Raw genomic sequence first — 21,874 nt, forward strand, 5'->3', positions numbered from 1 at the left:
AAACAAATATTGAAAAATGCGATCAAAAACGCATTTTGCCAAAATTTCTCCCCAAAGTGAAGTATTGGAAACCACGCCACTGTTACAGGCGCTTTTGGAGCGTATCGCGATATCTTCTTTCGACTCTGATTGGTTTCAGGGGAAAGGGGCAAATTTGCTGGCAGTATTCTTTGATGAAATCCGTGAGGCGCGTAGGGAACCGACTTTATTGCCCCTGCCTGTTGATCGGCGTTTAACGCGTTTCTCACTTGAACAATTACCGCCACCACTGCATATACTGGCCACTTATATTGGTGCCAGTGAAAAGACGATTACCCGAATATTTCATCGCGAAACAGGAATGAATTATCAACAGTGGCGGCAGCAATGGCGATTGGTAAAGGCGATAGAGTTATTGGCGCAGAATAAAACCTTATCTTATATTGCCCAGGAACTGGGTTTTGCCAATGATAGTGCATTTGTGACATTTTTCCGTAAAGTCATGGGAAAGCCGCCAAGGGAATATATAAAACGACATCCTTGATAACGACATCCCTATAATAACTACACCCCTAATATCAGCATAAAACCTGACATGAGAGGTGCAGAAATACACTATTCAGCATGTGTCAGAATATGAATAGCGTTATTGGCGTCATTCAATTACTTTTTCAACTGACTCTTGAAATCGCGTTCCGTGTGACCAGTGTAAAGTTGGCGTGGACGTGCGATCTTCAAGCCTTCATCGTGCATTTCATTCCAGTGCGCAATCCAGCCAATAGTACGGGCAATGGCGAAAATCACAGTGAACATGGTGGAGGGAATACCCATCGCTTTCAGGATAATGCCAGAATAGAAATCGACGTTTGGATACAGTTTTTTCTCAATGAAGTAGGGGTCGTTCAGGGCAATACGTTCTAATTCCATTGCCACTTCCAGCAGACTGTCATTCAGGCCAAGTTCATTCAGCACTTCATGGCAGGTTTCACGCATCACTGTTGCGCGCGGGTCGTAGTTCTTATAAACACGGTGACCAAAGCCCATCAGGCGGAAAGAGTCATTTTTATCTTTGGCGCGGGCAATGAATTCAGGAATGTGTTCGACAGTTTGGATCTCTTCCAGCATCCGCAGACAGGCTTCATTTGCCCCGCCATGGGCAGGCCCCCACAGGGATGCAATACCCGCAGCGATACAGGCAAATGGATTGGCACCGGAGGAACCCGCAGTACGTACCGTCGAGGTTGAGGCATTTTGTTCATGATCGGCATGCAGGATGAAAATGCGATCCATGGCGCGTTCTAAGACGGGATTAACCTTATATTCCTCACACGGAGTTGAGAACATCATGTGCAGGAAATTGGCGGCATAAGACAGGTCATTACGTGGATAAACAAAAGGCTGCCCAAGGGAATATTTGTAACACATTGCCGCAACAGTGGGCATTTTGGACAGCAGACGGTAAGCGGTGATTTCACGATGGCGAGGATTATTGACATCCAGGGCATCATGGTAGAAAGCAGCCAGTGCGCCCGTAACACCACAAAGTACCGCCATTGGATGAGAATCACGGCGGAAGCCGTGGAACAGACGGGTGATCTGTTCGTGGATCATCGTATGGCGAGTCACCGTCGTTTTAAAATTCTTGTATTCTTCGGGCGTAGGCGGTTCGCCGTATAGCAAAATGTAACAGACTTCCAGATAGGTCGATTCCGTTGCAAGCTGATCGATGGGAAAACCACGGTGCAGCAAAATGCCTTCATTGCCATCAATATAGGTGATTTTCGACTCACAGGAGGCAGTGGAAGTAAAGCCCGGATCGTAGGTATAGAAGCCTTTTGAGCCGAGGGTTCGAACGTCAATTACTTCAGTACCTAGGGTCGGCGTTAGTACGTCTAGTTCGATAGCAGCTGAACCATTTATGTTCAACGTAGCCTTTTTATCAGCCATTTACATCTCCTTAGCGCTTATTTTCTATAACCCCTAACAACCAGATAGGCGCAATTTATACTGTGCCGAAGGCATTGTGCTACCGGAGAGAGTTTAAAATCAGGCTGGTATCACATTTAACGCTGAAATCTCATTACGGATGACAATGGTTTTCAGGTTGTTAAAAAGTTTTTGGAAGTTATGTTTAAAGTATTATTCACATTAAATGTTAACATTCTGTGCTTATACGGTACTTTTACATAACTTTTATCTTTCGTTAAGATTAATTTTTCATCATAAGATGACGACAAATAATATATAACGATATATATGTAAGATAAATGTTTAATCTTTGTCAAACAAGATCATGTATTTTACGGAAAGTGTTTGAAGCGTGATCTTTCTCACTGTTCAAGCTAAATATTAATAATCACATTGTGTGGGAATTGTAATAACAATGTGAAGTACTTATACTTCGGTAAGGTCTCCGGATTACCCTGTTGTAGGAGCACCCAGCGTAATCAAATCACAACTTTTGATGAACAGTAAGGATTGTTGAGTTAATTATGTTGTGTCTTTGTATCCTCTTCGCGCTGTCTGATTCCCGCCCAGGACCGGAGGATGGAAAATAAAAAAAAGCTTTGTGGGCAAAATTGTGAAAAAACAAAGACCTGTCAACCTCGATTTGCGGACGATTGACCAACCCGTCTCCGCGATAGCATCGATCTTGCACCGTATCTCAGGCGTCATTACCTTTATCGCAGTGGGTATCCTGTTGTGGTTATTGGGTATGTCACTGTCTTCGCAGGAGGGCTTCCTACAAGCATCTGACATCATGACTGGCTTCTTCGCCAAATTTATCCTGTGGGGGATATTGACGGCGCTGGCTTACCACATCTGTGGGGGTATTCGCCATGTGTTGATGGATTTTGGTTTCTTGGAAGAAACTCTCGCTACCGGTAGTGCATCTGCCAAAGTAGCAATAGTCATCGCGGTTATTCTGTCTATTCTGGCTGGGGTATTATTATGGTAAGCAACGCATCCGCATTGGGTCGTACGGGTATTCAGGATTGGCTGCTGCTACGTGCATCCGCAATTATTATTGTCTTGTACGTCCTCTACCTTGTCGGTTTTGTCGCAACAACGTCGGATATTACTTATGAAGTCTGGCGTGGTTTCTTCTCTTCCCCCCTCACTAAAGTATTCACTGTGTTGGCTCTGCTTTCCATTCTGGTTCACGCATGGATTGGCATGTGGCAGGTACTGACAGATTATGTCAAGCCACTCGCACTGCGTTTGGTTCTGCAACTGGTGATTATTGTCGCGCTGTTAACTTATTTGATTTACGGAACAATTGTGGTGTGGGGTGCATAAATGAAACTGCCAGTCAGAGAGTTTGACGCTGTTGTTATTGGTGCTGGTGGCGCAGGTATGCGTGCCGCACTGCAAATTTCACAAATGGGTTTATCTTGTGCCTTGATTTCCAAGGTATTCCCAACTCGTTCCCACACTGTATCCGCACAGGGTGGGATCACTGTTGCTCTGGGCAATTCCCATGATGATAACTGGGAATGGCACATGTACGATACGGTGAAAGGTTCCGATTATATCGGTGACCAGGATGCTATCGAATATATGTGTAAGACTGGCCCGGAAGCCATTTTGGAACTGGAGCACATGGGGCTGCCATTCTCCCGTTTGGATGATGGCCGTATTTACCAACGTCCATTCGGCGGGCAATCCAGGAATTTTGGTGGCGAGCAGGCGGCTCGTACTGCCGCGGCGGCTGACCGAACCGGTCATGCCCTCTTGCATACGCTATATCAGCAGAATTTGAAGAATCACACGACTATTTTCTCTGAATGGTATTCGCTGGATCTGGTGAAGAATCAGGATGGTGCGATTGTTGGTTGTACCGCTATCTGCATCGAAACGGGTGAAGTCGTTTATTTCAAAGCCAAGGCAACCATTCTGGCAACCGGTGGGGCTGGCCGTATTTACCAATCCACAACCAATGCGCATATCAATACCGGTGATGGTGTGGGGATGGCGCTGCGTGCTGGCGTTCCTGTGCAGGATATGGAAATGTGGCAATTCCACCCGACGGGTATCGCGGGTGCAGGCGTTTTGGTCACAGAAGGCTGCCGTGGTGAAGGGGGTTACCTGCTGAATAAAGAGGGTGAGCGCTTCATGGAGCGTTATGCACCCAATGCTAAAGACCTTGCTGGCCGCGACGTAGTAGCACGTTCCATCATGATTGAAATCCGTGAAGGGCGTGGTTGTGATGGGCCTTGGGGGCCTCACGTGAAACTGAAATTGGATCATCTGGGCAAGGATGTATTGGAATCCCGTTTGCCGGGTATCCTCGAATTATCCCGTACCTTCGCCCATGTCGATCCAGTAAAAGAGCCGATTCCGGTTATTCCAACCTGTCACTATATGATGGGGGGTATTCCAACCAGGATCACGGGTCAGGCGTTGACAGTCAACGAAAAAGGTGAAGACGTTGTGATTCCGGGCTTGTTTGCCGTGGGTGAAATTGCCTGTGTATCCGTTCACGGCGCAAACCGTCTCGGAGGTAACTCACTGCTCGATCTGGTGGTATTTGGTCGCTCCGCTGGCCTGCATTTGAAAGAGTGCCTGATGGAACAAGGCACCAGCCGTGATGCCAGCGAATCCGATGTTGATGCTGCACTGCAACGCCTGAACCGTTGGAATAATACCCGTTCTGGTGAAGATCCGGTTGAAATCCGCAAAGCCTTGCAATCCTGCATGCAGCATAACTTCTCAGTATTCCGCGAAGGTGAGGCGATGGCAAAAGGGTTGGAGGAGCTGAAATTGATCCGCGAACGTCTGAAAAATGCTCGTCTGGATGATACTTCATCAGAATTCAATACGCAGCGTATCGAGTGTTTGGAGTTGGATAACCTGATGGAGACGGCTTATTCGACTGCCGTTGCTGCGAATTTCCGTACAGAAAGTCGTGGTGCCCACAGCCGTTTTGACTATCCAGAGCGTGATGATGCCAACTGGCTGTGCCATAGCCTGTATTTACCGCAAACTGAAAGCATGACGCGTCGTGAAGTGAATATGCAGCCAACGCTGCGTGAAGCTTTCCCGCCAAAAGTGCGTTCTTACTAATTTACTCATTGCGTTTTGCGTTGCTGATGTTCCAGTTGCGGAGAAATAGATTATGAAGCTTGAATTTTCAATTTATCGTTATAATCCAGATGTCGATGATGTGCCCCGTATGCAGGACTACACACTGGAAGCGGAGGAAGGGCGCGACATGATGTTGCTGGATGCGCTTATCCAGCTAAAAGAGCAAGATCCTACCTTGGCATTCCGCCGTTCTTGTCGTGAGGGAGTTTGTGGCTCTGATGGCGTGAATATGAATGGCAAAAACGGCTTGGCATGTGTTACACCCATTTCAGCATTGCGCCGTGGTAACAAGAAAATTGTCATTCGCCCATTACCCGGCCTGCCAGTGGTTCGTGATCTGGTTGTTGATATGGGGCAGTTTTACGCACAATATGAAAAAATCCGCCCTTACTTGGTTAATGACGGTAAAAACCCACCTGCGCGTGAGCACCTGCAATCACCACAACAGCGTGAAAAACTGGATGGCCTGTATGAGTGTATCTTATGTGCCTGTTGCTCAACGTCTTGCCCGTCATTCTGGTGGAATCCGGATAAATTTATCGGTCCGGCCGGTCTGTTGGCCGCCTACCGTTTCCTGATTGACAGCCGTGATACTGAAACTACTTCACGATTGGATAACCTCAATGACGCATTCAGTGTTTTCCGTTGCCATGGGATCATGAATTGCGTCAACGTTTGTCCTAAGGGGCTGAATCCGACAAAAGCGATTGGTCATATTAAATCTATGTTGCTGAAACATAGCGCATAGTAAAATAAAATTTGGGTATAAATAACACATAATTAGCGTGTAAATAATCCATATAATGTTGCCCTCCACAATTTCGACATAAATATCAAATCAGTGGAGGGCATAAAGAATGAAAAATGATAAATTGCCTACTGCTAAAGACGAAATATGTTTCCAAATAAAGGAACCTTTAAAAACTGATATTCAGTTTTTAAAGGTTCCTTGAAGGGTAGGAAAACCCATAGAAGAACATGCATTAAGCACGTCCAAATGAACCTTTTATCAACACCGCTGATTAAGCGGTATTTGTTAACCACGGCGAAAACTAAAGCTTTCAAAGCTTAAGGGATCACAATGCAGAACGGCGCAATGAAGGACTGGCTGGACTCAAGCTTTCTGGCTGGTGCAAACCAGTCTTACATAGAGCAAATCTATGAAGACTATATAACCGATCCTCACTCTGTTGATGCAAGTTGGAGAGAAATTTTCCAACAATTACCAGATGCAGGACTTGGCGGGGAACAACTTCACTCACAGACACGCGATTACTTCCGTCGTCTGGCAAAGGATGCCACGCGTTATCATACTTCAGTCAGCGATCCAGCAATGGATGCAAAACAAGTCAAAGTTTTGCAGCTCATCAATGCATTCCGCTTCCGCGGACATCAACATGCAAACCTTGATCCATTGGGATTATGGAAACAGGAACCTGTCTCTGATCTTGATCCTGCTTTCCATAATTTAACAAAAGCGGATTTTGAAGAAACGTTTAATGTAGGCTCTTTTGCCATTGGTAAAGAGACAATGAAATTGGCTGATCTGTATGACGCGCTGAAACGCATTTATTGCGGTTCAATTGGTGCGGAATATATGCACATCACCAATACAGAAGAAAAACGTTGGCTCCAGCAACGTCTGGAGTCTGTGCCAGTAAGTTCACAGTTTAATGCAGAAGAAAAGCGTCGTTTCCTGAAAGAATTAACATCAGCGGAAGGTTTGGAACGCTATTTAGGTGCGAAGTTCCCGGGGGCGAAACGTTTCTCCCTGGAAGGCGGCGATGCACTTATCCCGATGTTAAAAGAGTTGATCCGTCACGCCGGTAAACAAGATACCCGTGAGGTTGTGTTGGGCATGGCTCATCGTGGTCGTCTCAACGTTTTGGTCAATCTGTTGGGTAAGAAGCCGATTGATCTGTTCGACGAATTTGCGGGTAAGCACAAAGAGCACTTGGGTACGGGTGACGTAAAATACCATCAAGGTTTTTCTTCTGATTTTGAAACCGAAGGTGGTCCGGTGCATTTGGCACTGGCCTTTAACCCGTCTCACCTTGAGATTGTCAGCCCTGTTGTTATCGGTTCTGTACGTGCCCGTCGTGATCGTCTTGATGAAGGTCGCAGCAACATGGTGCTGCCTGTTACTATCCATGGTGATGCTGCCGTAACAGGGCAGGGGATTGTTCAGGAAACGCTGAACATGTCGCAGGCCCGCGGTTATGAAGTGGGTGGTACGGTTCGTATCGTGATTAACAACCAGATTGGTTTCACCACGTCGAACCCGAAAGATTCCCGTTCAGCACAATACTGTACTGATGTTGTGAAAATGGTTCAGGCACCGATTTTCCACGTTAACGCGGATGATCCGGAAGCTGTTGCCTTTGTCACACGTCTGGCGCTTGATTTCCGCAATACTTTCAAACGTGACGTGATGATTGATCTGGTTTGTTACCGTCGTCACGGTCATAACGAAGCTGATGAGCCAAGTGCAACTCAGCCACTGATGTACCAGAAAATCAAAAAACTGCCAACCGCGCGTAAAATTTATGCCGATAAGCTGGTAGCGGAAGGTTTGCTGGGCGCCAATGACGTTACAGAGATGGTGAACCTGTACCGTGATGCACTGGATCATGGTGAATGTGTTGTCGATGAATGGCGTCCAATGGGGCTGCACTCATTCACATGGGAACCCTACCTGAACCACGAATGGGATGAAGAATATCCGCATCAAGTGGAGATGAAACGTCTGCAAGATCTTGGCAAAAGTATCAGCACGGTTCCTGCCGAAGTGGAAATGCACTCACGTGTTGCAAAAATCTATGGCGACCGTGCGGAAATGGCCAATGGCAATAAATTGTTTGACTGGGGTGGTGCGGAAACACTGGCTTATGCAACGCTGGTTGATGAAGGTATTCCGGTGCGTCTCTCCGGTGAGGATGCGGGACGTGGTACGTTCTTCCACCGTCATGCCGTTGTTCATAACCAAAACAATGCTTCTGTTTATGTGCCCCTGGCGAATATCCACAATGGCCAAGGTGTATTCAACGTATGGGATTCGGTGCTGTCAGAAGAAGCGGTACTGGCATTTGAATACGGTTATGCAACCACTGAACCTCGCGCCCTGACAATTTGGGAAGCGCAATTTGGCGACTTTGCCAACGTGGCTCAGGTTGTGATTGACCAATTCATCAGCTCCGGTGAACAGAAATGGGGCCGTATGTGTGGTCTGGTGATGCTGTTGCCACATGGCTATGAAGGGCAGGGGCCAGAGCACTCATCGGCACGTCTGGAACGTTATCTGCAACTCTGTGCTGAGCAAAATATGCAGGTCTGCGTACCATCGACCCCAGCCCAGGTTTATCACATGCTGCGTCGTCAGGCCCTGCGTGGTATGCGCCGTCCGCTCATCGTTATGTCACCGAAATCATTACTGCGTCATCCATTGGCCGTGTCTAGTCTGGATGAATTGGCGAATGGCAAATTTGAGCCAGTCATTGGTGAAGTTGACGCTTTGGCTCCAAAAGGTGTTAAGCGCGTTGTACTGTGCGCCGGTAAGGTTTATTACGATCTGTTGGAACAGCGTCGTAAGAACAAACAGACCGATGTTGCTATTGTGCGTATTGAACAGTTGTATCCATTCCCACGTCAGAATCTGCAGGCTCAACTTGAGCAGTATGCCCATGTTCATGACTTCGTCTGGTGTCAGGAAGAGCCATTGAACCAAGGGGCTTGGTATTGCAGTCAACATAATTTCCGTGAAGCAATCCCATTTGGGGCTTCTTTACGTTATGCAGGTCGTCCGGCATCTGCATCCCCGGCTGTGGGATATCCGTCTGTTCACCAGCAGCAACAGCAAGCACTGGTTAATGACGCACTGAACGTTGAATAAATAAGGATAGAAAATGAGTAGCGTAGAAATTCTGGTTCCAGACCTCCCTGAATCTGTTGCAGATGCCACAGTTGCGACATGGCATAAAAAACCAGGTGACACCATAGAGCGTGATGAAGTTCTGGTTGAAATTGAAACTGATAAAGTTGTTCTGGAAGTGCCAGCAAGTGAAGCGGGTGTTTTGGAATCTATTTTGGAAGAAGAGGGTGCCACTGTACTGTCCAGGCAACTGTTAGGTCGTATCCGTCTGGGTGATAGCACGGGTATCCCTGCTGAAGTAAAAACAAAAACAGAGGCAACGCCAGCACAACGCCAGACTGCGTCTTTGGAAGAAGAAAATAACGATGCACTCAGCCCTGCGGTTCGTCGTCTGATTGCTGAACATGAGTTAGATCCTGCTGCCATTAAAGGCAGTGGTGTGGGTGGTCGCATTGTTCGTGAAGACATCGAAAAACATATCGCTGCGAATAAAAAAGAGAGCGATAAATCTGCTGCACCTGCTGAACAGCCATCCTTATTGCCACACCGTAGTGAAAAACGTGTCCCAATGACGCGTCTGCGCAAGCGTGTTGCAGAGCGTCTGCTTGAAGCGAAAAACAACACGGCCATGCTGACGACTTTCAATGAAGTCAACATGAAGCCAATTCAGGAATTGCGCAAGCAGTACGGTGATGTGTTTGAGAAACGCCATGGTGTACGTTTGGGCTTTATGTCTTTCTATGTGAAAGCCGTTGTTGAAGCATTAAGACGTTACCCAGAAGTGAACGCTTCCATTGATGGCACTGATGTGGTTTACCACAACTATTTTGATATCAGTATCGCAGTATCTACACCACGTGGTCTGGTGACACCCGTATTGCGTGATGCAGATGCACTGGGCATGGCTGACATTGAGAAAAGCATCAAAGAGTTGGCTGTCAAAGGCCGTGACGGTAAACTGACCGTTGAAGAGCTCACTGGCGGTAATTTCACCATTACCAATGGCGGTGTCTTCGGTTCCCTGATGTCTACCCCGATCATTAACCCGCCACAAAGTGCGATCCTTGGCATGCATGCCATTAAAGATCGTCCAATGGCAGTCAATGGTCAGGTTGAGATCCTCCCTATGATGTATCTGGCGCTGTCCTATGACCACCGCCTGATTGATGGTCGTGAGTCTGTCGGCTTTCTGGTGACCATCAAAGAGATGCTGGAAGATCCAACACGCTTATTGCTGGATGTATAGCATTCTTATCGGTGGCATCCCTATTGGTTGTATCCCTATTGGTGGAGAGTATTAACTCTGCCAAGTCTGAAAGTAGTACGACGTTGATGTAAAAATGTATATGCAGGCCAGCCCTTTTGGGCTGGTCATATCCAGAGCAACAAATATAGAAGGTAATTTACCTTTCTTAGATTAAATTATGGATAGAACATCATGAATTTACACGAGTATCAGGCAAAACAACTTTTTGCACGGTATGGTTTACCAGCGCCTGCGGGCTATGCTTGTACCACTCCGCGCGAAGCAGAAGAAGCAGCATCCAAGATTGGTTCAGGCCCTTGGATCGTTAAATGTCAGGTTCATGCAGGTGGACGCGGTAAAGCTGGTGGCGTGAAAGTCGTCAACAGCAAGGAAGATATCCGTACTTTTGCTGAACAATGGCTAGGTAAACGACTGGTAACTTACCAGACTGATGCACAGGGGCAACCTGTTCATCAGATCTTGGTGGAAGGTGCAACCGATATTGCCAAAGAGCTGTATCTCGGTGCGGTTGTTGACCGCGGTACGCGTCGTGTAGTGTTCATGGCCTCTACTGAAGGTGGCGTCGAAATAGAAAAAGTGGCGGAAGAAACGCCTGAGTTGATCCACAAAGCCATTATCGACCCACTGTCTGGCCCTATGCCGTACCAAGGCCGTGAATTAGCATTTAAACTCGGTTTGACGGGTAAGCAAGTTGGTCAATTTACCAAGATTTTCTTGGGATTGGCTAACCTGTTCTTGGAGCGTGATTTGGCATTGGTCGAAATCAACCCGCTGGTGATCACAACTCAAGATGATCTGGTGTGTTTGGATGGAAAACTGAGCGCTGATGGTAATGCGATGTTCCGTCAGGCTGAACTGCGTGAAATGCACGATCCTTCACAGGAAGATTCACGTGAGGCTCAGGCGGCACAATGGGAACTCAACTATGTTGCGCTGGACGGTAACATTGGTTGTATGGTGAATGGTGCAGGTCTGGCAATGGGAACGATGGACATTGTTAAACTGCATGGCGGTGCACCGGCAAACTTCCTTGATGTGGGTGGTGGTGCAACAAAAGAGCGTGTTACCGAAGCATTCAAGATCATCTTGTCAGATGACAATGTTAAAGCTGTTTTGGTGAATATCTTTGGTGGTATCGTTCGTTGTGACTTGATTGCTGACGGCATTATTGGTGCGGTGGAAGAAGTCGGTGTTAACGTACCGGTGGTCGTTCGCCTGGAAGGAAACAATGCTGAACTGGGCGCTAAGAAACTGGCAGACAGCGGTTTGAATATCATTGCCGCGACCAGTTTGACAGACGCAGCTAAACAGGCCGTAGCCGCAGCGGGGAATAAATAATGTCTATTTTAATCGATAAAAACACCAAAGTGATTTGTCAGGGTTTTACTGGCAGCCAAGGGACTTTTCACTCCGAACAGGCGATAGCCTACGGCACTCAAATGGTTGGGGGTGTTACACCGGGTAAAGGGGGTACTGAGCATTTGGGGCTGCCTGTATTCAATACCGTGCGTGAAGCTGTTGAGGCAACGGGGGCAACCGCGTCGGTTATCTACGTTCCGGCACCATTCTGTAAAGATTCCATCCTGGAAGCGATTGATGCGGGCATTAAATTGATCATCACGATTACAGAAGGTATCCCAACACTCGATATGCTGACAGTTAAGGTAAAACTGGATCAAGCGGGTGTTCGTATGATTGGCCCCAACTGTCCGGGAGTCATTACACCTGATGAATGTAAGATTGGTATCATGCCTGGTCACATTCACAAATCAGGTAAAGTGGGCATTGTCTCCCGTTCAGGCACATTGACTTATGAAGCCGTTAAACAGACCACAGATGCTGGGTTAGGGCAATCGACCTGTGTTGGTATCGGCGGTGACCCGATCCCCGGCTCAAACTTCATTGATATCCTGAAACTGTTCCAAGAAGATCCACAGACAGAAGCGATTGTCATGATTGGCGAAATCGGTGGTACGGCGGAAGAAGAAGCAGCAGCTTATATCAAACAACATGTGACTAAGCCTGTCGTTGCTTACATTGCGGGTGTGACAGCGCCGGAAGGTAAGCGCATGGGTCATGCTGGCGCGATTATCGCTGGCGGTAAAGGGACAGCAGATGAGAAGTTTGCTGCACTGGAAGCCGCAGGTGTGAAGACGGTTCGCAGTCTTGCTGACATCGGCGATGCTGTAAAAGCGTTATTATCATAAGAAACACAAAATAAAGCTGTTTTTATAGAAAAAGGCTGCCTTAGGGTAGCCTTTTATTTTTATTTATAATATTAACAGTGAGTTAGTTCATTTATAAGTTTTGTCGTTTTCAATTTAATTGAACTGGATTTTAGGAAAACCTATTTATTTGATTAATTAAATTAGAAATATCGAGAAAATATATTTTTTAAAGAATGAAAAAGAAAAGTTAATTTTCTAAGGCATTTTACAGCAAAAAATAAATTACACTCCATTGAAAATAACAACTTATTAACACTCGGTAAACCATAATGAAATAATAATGGTAATGCTTAACAAAACAAGGAAAAAATTGACTAAAATCAATTTATTACTCTGGATTGTATTCGCTAAAATTGATTAAATTGATCTAGTATATAGAGGTATTAGCCTGAGAAAGTTGAGTATTGTTGACCTATATTCAGAATTCCAAGCTGAGTCACGTAAAAATTATTTATTGTGTGTGAATATAGGCGTAATATTATTGTGGTATCTATTGATTTTGTAATAATTCATTGTTGTGTTTGAGGCATTTATTGCTGGTAGTTACGAGGCTTTCGTTTTACGAAGCCGGGTTGCCGCAAGTCGGTGTCTTCCTGCTAGGAGCAAGGAGTCAAGATGTTTGATATTGTCGAACTGTCACGATTACAGTTTGCCTTAACTGCCATGTACCATTTTCTGTTCGTACCATTAACGCTCGGTATGGCGTTTTTGCTTGCGATCATGGAAACGGTATATGTCCTTTCTGGCAAACAAATCTATAAAGATATGACAAAATTCTGGGGCAAGTTATTTGGTATTAACTTTGCTCTGGGTGTCGCAACGGGCTTGACCATGGAGTTCCAGTTCGGAACCAACTGGTCATATTTCTCACATTATGTTGGTGATATTTTCGGTGCGCCTTTGGCCATCGAAGGTCTGATGGCATTCTTCCTCGAATCCACATTCGTTGGCCTGTTTTTCTTCGGTTGGGATCGACTGAGTAAGAAACAACACTTGGCAGTAACTTGGCTGGTTGCATTAGGCTCTAACTTCTCGGCATTGTGGATCTTGATTGCGAATGGTTGGATGCAAAACCCGATTGCGTCTGACTTTAACTTCGAAACCATGCGGATGGAAATGGTGAGCTTCAGTGAACTGGTACTTAACCCCGTTGCTCAGGTGAAATTTGTTCACACTGTTGCAGCCGGTTATGTTACAGGCGCCATTTTTGTTTTGGGTATCAGTTCTTACTATCTGCTTAAAGGGCGTGATTTGGCATTTGCCAAACGTTCTTTTGCGATTGCGGCCAGTTTTGGTATGGCTGCGGTACTGTCCGTTATTGTTCTGGGTGATGAATCTGGCTATGAAATGGGGGACGTGCAGAAAACCAAATTGGCCGCCATTGAAGCAGAGTGGGAAACCCAGCCGCCTCCAGCTTCATTCACACTGATTGGTATTCCTGATCAGGACAAAATGGAAAATAAATATTCCATCCAAATTCCTTACGTTTTAGGTTTGATTGCTACCCGTTCCACAGATACACCAGTCGTTGGCCTGCGTGACCTGATGAGTCAGCATGAGCAGCGTATCCGTAACGGCATTAAAGCCTATGAATTATTGGAAGAACTGCGCGCGGGTAACCTTGATCCCAGTATTCGCAGTGCATTCAATGAAAGTAAGAAAGATCTTGGCTATGGCATGCTCGTGAAGCGTTATACCCAAAACGTCACTGATGCGACAGAAGCGCAAATTCAAGCCGCCGCGAAAGACTCTATTCCACGCGTTGCACCGCTCTATTTCGCATTCCGTATCATGGTTGCCGCCGGCTTTATTATGCTGTTGGTTATTGGCCTGTCATTCCTGAGTGTTATCCGTAACCGTATCGGTCAACATAAGTGGTTGCTGCGTGCAGCATTGTTCAGCATTCCATTGCCGTGGATTGCCGTTGAGGCGGGTTGGTTTGTCGCAGAATATGGTCGTCAGCCATGGGCGATTGGCGAAGTGTTGCCAACGGCTGTTGCGTCGTCAACCCGCAGTGTCGGCGATCTGATTTTCTCAATGGCGCTGATTTGTGGCCTGTACACTTTGTTCTTGATCGCAGAGATGTTCTTGATGTTCAAATTTGCCCGTCTTGGCCCGAGCAGCCTCAAGACCGGGCGTTATCATTTTGAACAAAAAACAGCTTCTTCAGCGAATAATATTGAGTAAGCAGGAGTCCACTTATGCTTGATTATGATGTATTACGATTTATATGGTGGCTGCTGATTGGTGTGTTACTGATCGGTTTTACCGTGACTGATGGTTTCGACATGGGAGTCGGTATCTTGTTGCGGATCATTGGTAAAAATGATACCGAACGCCGCATCATGATTAACTCCATTGCCCCGCACTGGGATGGTAACCAAGTTTGGTTAATTACCGCAGGTGGTGCCCTGTTTGCCGCATGGCCGATGGTCTATGCAGCCGCTTTCTCTGGTTTCTATGTGGCAATGATCCTGGTCTTGGCTGCATTATTCTTCCGTCCGGTTGGTTTTGATTACCGTTCAAAACTGGAAAACAGCAAGTGGCGGAATATGTGGGATTGGGGACTGGTTGTTGGTAGCTTTGTACCTGCGCTGGTTATCGGGGTTGCGTTTGGTAACTTACTGCAAGGCGTACCGCTGGCAGTGGATACTTACCTGCGTGTCTCTTATGAAGGTTCGTTCTTTGGATTGCTGAATCCTTATGGATTATTGGCCGGTGTGATCAGCCTGATGATGATTGTGACGCAAGGCGCAACTTATCTGCAAATGCGTACAACGGGCGAATTGCACCTGCGCTCCCGTACCGCGACCCATGTTTGTGCAGCGGTAACGGCAATTGCGTTCCTGTTGGCGGGGGTTTGGCTGATTTATGGCATTGACGGCTATGTTGTCACGGGAGGGCTGGATGTTAATGCGGCTTCTAATCCGTTACATAAAGAAGTGGTTCAGCAGGCAGGAGCATGGCTGACCAACTTTAATCACTATCCGATTTTGTGGGCGATACCTGTGTTGGGAGTGCTTCTTCCTCTGCTGACTATCCTGACCACTTGGCTGGATAAAGGTGCCTGGGCATTTTTCTTCTCATCACTGACAGTCGCTTGTATTATCCTGACCTCAGGTATTGCGATGTTCCCGTTCGTGATGCCATCAAGCCTTGATCCGAATGTCAGCCTGACGATGTGGGATGCGACATCCAGTCAATGGACGTTGCAAATTATGTTCGTTGTTGCCGTTATCTTCGTTCCTATTGTGCTGTCTTACACCATTTGGTGTTATTACAAAACCTTCGGGCGTTTGGATAAAAATTATATTGAAAACAACAAACACTCACTGTACTAAAGGAGCATGGGCATGTGGTATTTTGCTTGGATTCTCGGAACACTCTTAGCTTGTAGCTTCGCTGTTATCGCTGCCTTGGCACTTGAGCATAGCGAATCACAAAAAGCCTCTGAGAGTGACGAAAAATAATGTTGGCTGATAAATGCGACCAACTTATGGATAAGAGCCTGTTGAGGGCTCTTATCCTCATCATGGCCTTAACACTTTCTGCATGTGTGTTTTGGCAGCCTGCGCGTTTTGCTGCCAACACCAGTTCACTACAAATATGGCAAGGCATTTTATTGGTCTGGGCAGTTTGCTCTGGCGTGACTTTTGGTGTTGGTTTTCATCCTAAACGGATTATCTGGCGTTTGTTTTTTCACCCGTTACCTGCATTTTTCATTCTTCTTTTTGGCTTATATCATTTCTTTAAGTAAACTAATTGTAATTTTATAGGATATCGGCCTATAAAATTTTTTTACTAACAGGCCATTCCAAAGCGCTATTGTCTTAAGTATAGTGGCAGCGTCAATTCGCCGAATTAGGATTATATGAGTAATATGTTATTCCGTTGGCCTATCCGTGTTTACTATGAAGACACAGATGCTAGTGGTGTGGTTTATCACGCTCGATATTTGCTATTTTACGAAAGAGCCCGTACAGAGATGTTGCGTGAAAAAGGCTTCCACCAACAGCCTATGTTAGATGAGCAAGTTGGCTTTGTTGTGAGTCGCATGGCGATTGACTATCAAAAACCAGCAAAACTGGATGATGAGCTGATTGTTGAAAGCGAAATTACAAATATCCGTGGTGCTTCTCTGACATTTATTCAACGAATTGTTGATTGCAATGGCGTAGTTATCAACAGCGCAGAATGCTTGGTTGTCTACGTGAATTCATCTCAAATGAAGCCAATTGCGCTTCCAAAGTCTATTGTCGCGGAGTTTAAGCAGTGACTGACATGAACATCCTTGATTTATTTCTTAAGGCAGGTTTCTTAGTTCAGCTAATCATGTTGATTTTGATTGGCTTTTCTATCGTCTCTTGGGCAATCATTATTCAACGGGCAAAGATCCTTAATGCAGCAAGCCGTGAAGCTGAAGCATTTGAAGATAAATTTTGGTCTGGCATTGAATTATCTCGTCTTTATAAAGAAAGTCAGTCACGTCGTGATTCGCTAAATGGTGTTGAGCAGATATTCCATTCTGGGTTTAAAGAATTTGCTCGCCTACATCAGGCAAATAACCATGCGCCAGAAGCGGTTATCACAGGGACTACTCGCGCCATGCGTATCTCACTCAATCGTGAATTGGAAGTCTTAGAAAATCACATTCCGTTTCTGGGTACGGTGGGTTCAGTTAGTCCTTATATTGGTTTGTTTGGGACGGTTTGGGGCATCATGCATGCCTTTATTGCTTTGGGGGCAGTTAAACAGGCAACGTTGCAAATGGTTGCGCCCGGTATTGCGGAAGCACTGATTGCTACGGCTATCGGTCTGTTTGCGGCAATTCCTGCGGTGATGGCCTATAACCGCCTGAGCCAGCGTGTTAACAAACTAGAACAAGTTTACGATAACTTCATGGAAGAATTTCTGGCTATTTTGCATCGTCAGGCTTTTGCTTCCAATACCAATAAGTCGTAATAAATCGTAAGGGGAAATCAGCGAATGGCGCGCACTCGTAGTCGCAGACGTGAGCTAAAATCCGAGATCAATATCGTCCCCTTGCTGGACGTGTTGCTGGTATTGCTGCTTATTTTCATGGCAACAGCACCTATTATCACGCAAAGCGTAGAAGTCGATTTACCTGATTCGGTGGATTCAAAAACAGTTTCCAGCACTGATAATCCTCCGGTCATTGTGGAAGTTTCTGGGGTAGGGCAATACAACATGGTTGTTAACCAGGAACGTCTGGAATTGTTACCTGAACAGCAAATCGTTGCAGAAGCGCAAACTTTGATGAAAGCCAATCCGAAAACGATTTTCTTGATTGGTGGTTCTAAGGAAGTTCCTTATGATGAAATTATCAAGGCGTTGAATATGCTTCGTCAGGCAGGGGTAAAATCGGTGGGTTTGATGACTCAGCCGATCGGCTCCTGACAGCGACGATCACTTAAAGTTTCTGGATGTCGAGCGTGGGAAAGACAAACGAGCAAAACAAGAGGCTGAATCGCGCTATTATCATTTCGGTAATATTGCACGCTATCCTGATCGGTTTTCTGATTTGGGGTTCTCTGGTGCAGAAAACAGAAATGGGGGGCGGTGGACAAAATGGGACGGTCATTGATGCTGTTATGGTCGATCCGAATGCGGTTGTTCAGCAATATAACCAGCAACAACAGCAACAGGCTAATGCTAAGTTAGCCGAGCAACAGCGGCAGAAAAAAGCCGAACAACAGGCGGCTGAATTGCGGGCAAAGCAGGCGGAAGAGCAGGAACGCTTGAAAGCGGCTGAAGAAGAACGAATTAAAGCACTACAGGCAGCCGAAACACAGAAAAAACAGTCTGAGGCTGCTACTGCCAAAGCGCGTGAAGAGCAGAAACAGGCAGAAGAGGCGGCTGCAAAGGCACTGGCAGAAAAAGAAAGAATTCTAAAAGAGCAGGCTGAAGCCCAACAGAAAGCGGAAGCTCAGGCGAAGAAAGAAGCGGAAGAGGCAGTAAAACGCAAATCAGCGGCTGAGGCAAAAGTTAAAGCGGAAGCAGAAGCCAAAGCCAAAGCCAAAGCAAAAGCTGAGGCGGAAGCGAAGGCCAAGGCAGAAGCAGAGGTCAAAGCGAAAGCAGAAGCAAAGGCTAAAGCCAAAGCCAAGGCAGAAGCCGCAAAACAGGCTCAAGCGGTTGATGATCTGTTAGGTGGATTAGCATCTAATGCACCTAAGCAGGGTGGGGCGAGCGCGGCAGGAAAAGGTGGCGGTAAGAAAAGCGGCCCTTCCGATTCGGATATCAATAATTACAAAGGACAGATTCAGTCTGTGATTCAGAGTAATTTTCGTGATCCATCTTTGTATATCGGACGTACTTGTGAGTTAAACATAAAACTGGCTCCAGATGGATTGCTCATTGATATTAAAGCAGGAGCCGGTGATCCGGCGTTATGCCGGGCAGCGATTACTGCTGCTAATTTGGCGAAAAAAATGCCACCGCCACCAAGCAAAGAGGTTTATGAGTATTTTAAGAATTTCACACTAGAATTTAAGCCGCAGTAAGTTAAATGTTTGGTGGATAATCATTATCCTCTAAGCAAACTTTCGAATAATTTATATGTACAAACAAAATTATTAGATTTTATTTAGGTGTCTAGTTTTGTTTGTTGGTGTTTGTTAGAATCCGGCGGATTATTGCGGCAGGTAAGAGATCGCGATAAGGGAGAGATGATGAAACAAACTTTTAAACAGATGTTTAAGGTCATATTGGGCTTTCTGATGCTGTGGGCAACACTTGCTCAGGCAGAGGTTCGCATTGAGATTACACAAGGTGTTGATTCTGCTCGTCCTATTGGGGTCGTCCCATTTAAATGGACCGGAGCAGGTGATGCGCCTGAAAATATCGGTTCAATTATTGCTGCGGATTTGAGAAACAGTGGAAAATTTAATCCGATTGATGCCACGCGTATGCCGCAACAACCGACGACTGCATCAGAGGTAACGCCTGCTGCATGGTCTGCGTTGGGAATTGATTCAGTCGTGGTTGGCCATATTCAACCCAGTGCAGATGGTAAATTTCTTGTCTCTTATCAGCTTGTTGATGTTGCAGGTGCGCCAGGAACAGTCTTGGCACAAGAACAAGTCACCATTGAAAAGAAATGGTTGCGCTTTGCTGCCCATACAGTCAGTAATCAGGTATTTGAAAAACTGACCGGTATTAAAGGTGCATTTACCACCCGTATCGCTTATGTCGTCAAAAATAATAATGCGGTTAAGTTTCCGTATGAGCTGCGGGTTTCTGATTATGATGGGTATAATCAATTTACCGTGCATAGCTCACCAGAACCATTGATGTCGCCGGCATGGTCACCGGATGCTTCTAAACTTGCCTATGTGACATTTGAAGGTGGCCGATCTGCACTGATTATTCAAACACTGGCAACCGGGGCTGTACGTCAGGTGGCTTCGTTTCCTCGCCATAACGGCGCACCCGCATTTTCTCCGGATGGGACTAAACTTGCCTTTGCATTATCTAAAACGGGTAGTTTAAATCTTTACCTGATGGATTTGGCTTCTGGTCAAATCCGTCAAGTTACTGATGGCCGCAGTAATAATACTGAGCCAAGTTGGATGCCAGATAGTCAGACACTGGTCTATACCTCAGATCAGGGTGGGCGTCCACAATTATATAAAATTGATATTAATGGCGGTGCTCCACAACGCCTAACTTGGGAAGGATCACAGAACCAAGATGCAGATGTTAGCCCTGACGGTAGTTTTCTCGTGATGGTTAGCTCGGCAAGTGGCAGTCAGCATATCGCCAAACAGGATCTGGTAACGGGATCTGTCCAAATTTTGACGGATACGTTTCTGGATGAAACGCCGAGTATCGCACCGAATGGCACTATGGTGATTTATAGCTCTACTCAAGGGTGGGGAACTGTATTGCAGCTAGTTTCGACTGATGGGCGTTTCAAAGCGCGTCTTCCGGCTACCGATGGTCAGGTAAAATCGCCTGCCTGGTCGCCGTATCTGTGATGCATAATAATATGTATGGCAAACTATAAAAGGATCAAAGAGATGCAACTGAACAAAGTGCTAAAAGGGCTGATGTTAGCTTTACCAATCATGGCCGTAGCAGCGTGTAGTTCTCAGAAAACTGGCAACAATGATCAGTCTGGTGTAGGCACTGTTGATAATTCTTCTAAAACAGCACAGTCTGCGGAAGAATTAGCACGTCAGCAGATGCAAGAGCTGCAAAACAACAATATCGTATACTTCGGTTTCGATAAGTATGATATCAACAGCGAATTCGCTCAAATGCTGGATGCACACGCTGCATTCCTGCGTACTAACCCATCTGTTAAAGTGACTATCGAAGGCCACGCAGATGAGCGCGGTACTCCTGAGTACAACATTGCTCTGGGTGAGCGCCGTGCGAACGCAGTGAAAATGTATCTGCAAGGCAAAGGCGTGACTGCTGATCAGCTTGCTATCGTTTCTTACGGTAAAGAAAAACCCGCTGTACTTGGCCATGACGAAGCAGCATACGCGAAAAACCGTCGCGCTGTGGTCGTATACTAAGAGTAATACATGAACAGTAACTTCAGACGTTATTTATTGGGTCTGTCGTTATTGGTTGGCGTAGCGGCTCCCTGGGCCGCTACCGCCCGAGCGCCAATCAGTAATGTCGGCTCAGGCTCCACCGATGAGCGCCTCTCTCAATTAGAGCGTATTTCTGACGCTCACAGTCAATTATTAACCCAGCTCCAGCAACAACTTTCTGATTCTCAACGTGATATCGATACACTCCGCGGTCAAATTCAGGAAAATCAGTATCAATTAAACCAGAGCATTGATCGGCAAAAAGATCTTTATCTGCAATTGGATAAAATCACCAATCCATCAAGTGCGGAGCATTCAGACTCAGGCAATCGCAATGCAGCGTCTTCAGCACAAGCTGAAAATAAACAATCCGCTGCGTCGGCGAGCACAGGAAGTGAAAAAGGTGATTACGATGCTGCCGTTTCTTTGGCTATCAACACCAAAGAATATGATAAAGCGATAGTCGCCTTTCAAAGCTTTGCCAAAACCTATCCTAAGTCTAAGTACTTGCCAAATGCTAATTATTGGTTAGGGCAGTTGAATTACAATAAAGGCAAGAAAGACGATGCGGCTTATTATTTCGCCACTGTTGTGAAAGATTATCCTAAGTCTCAGAAAAGCAGTGATTCTCTGTATAAGGTTGGGTTAATCATGCTGGAAAAGGGGCAGAAGGATAAAGCAAAAGCGGTTTATCAGCAGGTGGTTAAGCAATATCCTGGAACCAATGCGGCAAAAATGGCCGAGAAAAAACTTTCTGGGATGTAATCATTATCCCCGAAAGGTCAGATATCGGTCTTTTTGGGGGTAATTGTCTGATTAATAAGCGCTTAAACGTTTTTTTCAAAATAAACATTGCGCCATGCTGAGAAATCAGTAATAT

20 protein-coding genes and 1 pseudogene are annotated in these 21,874 nt (G+C 46.0%); 20 read left to right on the top strand and 1 reads right to left on the bottom strand.

The features are described from left to right. Positions 1–43: 43 nt before the first annotated feature. Positions 44–523 (top strand): annotated as a pseudogene (locus tag PSI17_RS09955) (helix-turn-helix domain-containing protein); the annotation flags it as partial. A 119-nt stretch (positions 524–642) separates the two neighbouring features. Here PSI17_RS09955 and PSI17_RS09960 read toward each other — a convergent pair. Continuing rightward, a complete protein-coding gene (locus PSI17_RS09960; RefSeq protein WP_273551850.1) occupies positions 643–1,926 on the bottom strand; it encodes a citrate synthase in 1,284 nt (427 codons plus the stop codon). 622 nt (positions 1,927–2,548) lie between these two features. Here PSI17_RS09960 and sdhC point away from each other — a divergent pair. The 19 genes from sdhC to cpoB all read left to right on the top strand — a co-directional run bounded on the left by sdhC (position 2,549) and on the right by cpoB (position 21,759). Next, positions 2,549–2,938 (top strand): succinate dehydrogenase cytochrome b556 subunit, encoded by a 390-nt coding sequence (gene sdhC / locus PSI17_RS09965; RefSeq protein ID WP_273551851.1) that lies wholly within the window; start codon positions 2,549–2,551, stop codon positions 2,936–2,938. Beyond that, entirely contained in the window at positions 2,932–3,279 is a 348-nt protein-coding gene (sdhD, locus tag PSI17_RS09970) for a succinate dehydrogenase membrane anchor subunit (protein WP_273551852.1), read from the top strand. Before sdhC ends, sdhD begins: the two co-directional genes overlap by 7 nt. Continuing rightward, entirely contained in the window at positions 3,280–5,046 is a 1,767-nt protein-coding gene (sdhA, locus tag PSI17_RS09975) for a succinate dehydrogenase flavoprotein subunit (RefSeq protein ID WP_273551853.1), read from the top strand. 52 nt (positions 5,047–5,098) lie between these two features. Continuing rightward, entirely contained in the window at positions 5,099–5,815 is a 717-nt protein-coding gene (locus PSI17_RS09980) for a succinate dehydrogenase iron-sulfur subunit (protein ID WP_273551854.1), read from the top strand. 333 nt (positions 5,816–6,148) lie between these two features. Continuing rightward, positions 6,149–8,956: a 2-oxoglutarate dehydrogenase E1 component gene (gene sucA / locus PSI17_RS09985; RefSeq protein WP_273551855.1), complete on the top strand. Its 2,808-nt coding sequence runs from the start codon at positions 6,149–6,151 to the stop codon at positions 8,954–8,956. Positions 8,957–8,969: 13 nt separating this feature from the next. Beyond that, positions 8,970–10,181 (top strand): 2-oxoglutarate dehydrogenase complex dihydrolipoyllysine-residue succinyltransferase, encoded by a 1,212-nt coding sequence (gene odhB, locus PSI17_RS09990; protein WP_273551856.1) that lies wholly within the window; start codon positions 8,970–8,972, stop codon positions 10,179–10,181. 192 nt (positions 10,182–10,373) lie between these two features. Further along, the gene (sucC, locus tag PSI17_RS09995) at positions 10,374–11,540 is read left to right on the top strand and encodes an ADP-forming succinate--CoA ligase subunit beta (RefSeq protein WP_273551857.1); all 1,167 of its coding nucleotides are present in this window, start codon (positions 10,374–10,376) and stop codon (positions 11,538–11,540) included. After that, a complete protein-coding gene (sucD, locus tag PSI17_RS10000) occupies positions 11,540–12,409 on the top strand; it encodes a succinate--CoA ligase subunit alpha (RefSeq protein WP_273551858.1) in 870 nt (289 codons plus the stop codon). The genes sucC and sucD overlap by 1 nt, the downstream gene beginning before the upstream one ends. Before the next feature lie 636 nt (positions 12,410–13,045). Further along, entirely contained in the window at positions 13,046–14,617 is a 1,572-nt protein-coding gene (cydA, locus tag PSI17_RS10005; RefSeq protein ID WP_273551859.1) for a cytochrome ubiquinol oxidase subunit I, read from the top strand. 14 nt (positions 14,618–14,631) lie between these two features. Further along, on the top strand, positions 14,632–15,771 hold the full coding sequence (gene cydB / locus PSI17_RS10010; RefSeq protein WP_273551860.1) for a cytochrome d ubiquinol oxidase subunit II: 1,140 nt from the start codon (positions 14,632–14,634) through the stop codon (positions 15,769–15,771). 12 nt (positions 15,772–15,783) lie between these two features. Next, entirely contained in the window at positions 15,784–15,900 is a 117-nt protein-coding gene (gene cydX / locus PSI17_RS10015) for a cytochrome bd-I oxidase subunit CydX (protein WP_273551861.1), read from the top strand. After that, the gene (ybgE, locus tag PSI17_RS10020) at positions 15,900–16,187 is read left to right on the top strand and encodes a cyd operon protein YbgE (protein ID WP_273551862.1); all 288 of its coding nucleotides are present in this window, start codon (positions 15,900–15,902) and stop codon (positions 16,185–16,187) included. The genes cydX and ybgE overlap by 1 nt, the downstream gene beginning before the upstream one ends. Before the next feature lie 114 nt (positions 16,188–16,301). Then, positions 16,302–16,706 (top strand): tol-pal system-associated acyl-CoA thioesterase, encoded by a 405-nt coding sequence (ybgC, locus tag PSI17_RS10025; RefSeq protein ID WP_273551863.1) that lies wholly within the window; start codon positions 16,302–16,304, stop codon positions 16,704–16,706. After that, entirely contained in the window at positions 16,703–17,392 is a 690-nt protein-coding gene (tolQ, locus tag PSI17_RS10030) for a Tol-Pal system protein TolQ (protein ID WP_273551864.1), read from the top strand. Before ybgC ends, tolQ begins: the two co-directional genes overlap by 4 nt. A 24-nt stretch (positions 17,393–17,416) precedes the next feature. Further along, positions 17,417–17,848 carry a colicin uptake protein TolR gene (tolR, locus tag PSI17_RS10035; RefSeq protein ID WP_273551865.1) on the top strand — a complete coding sequence of 144 codons (432 nt, stop codon included), beginning with the start codon at positions 17,417–17,419 and terminating at the stop codon, positions 17,846–17,848. 35 nt (positions 17,849–17,883) lie between these two features. After that, entirely contained in the window at positions 17,884–18,951 is a 1,068-nt protein-coding gene (gene tolA, locus PSI17_RS10040; protein WP_273551866.1) for a cell envelope integrity protein TolA, read from the top strand. 189 nt (positions 18,952–19,140) lie between these two features. Continuing rightward, on the top strand, positions 19,141–20,427 hold the full coding sequence (gene tolB / locus PSI17_RS10045) for a Tol-Pal system beta propeller repeat protein TolB (RefSeq protein WP_443256021.1): 1,287 nt from the start codon (positions 19,141–19,143) through the stop codon (positions 20,425–20,427). 42 nt (positions 20,428–20,469) lie between these two features. Further along, complete coding sequence (pal, locus tag PSI17_RS10050) at positions 20,470–20,973, top strand: peptidoglycan-associated lipoprotein Pal (RefSeq protein WP_273551875.1); 504 nt, start codon at positions 20,470–20,472, stop codon at positions 20,971–20,973. 9 nt (positions 20,974–20,982) lie between these two features. Further along, positions 20,983–21,759, top strand: a complete 777-nt coding sequence (gene cpoB / locus PSI17_RS10055; RefSeq protein ID WP_273551868.1) for a cell division protein CpoB — start codon at positions 20,983–20,985, stop codon at positions 21,757–21,759. The last annotated feature ends 115 nt before the right edge of the window (positions 21,760–21,874 follow it).

Source organism: Xenorhabdus sp. IM139775, from assembly GCF_028598745.1.
GTDB lineage: Bacteria > Pseudomonadota > Gammaproteobacteria > Enterobacterales > Enterobacteriaceae > Xenorhabdus.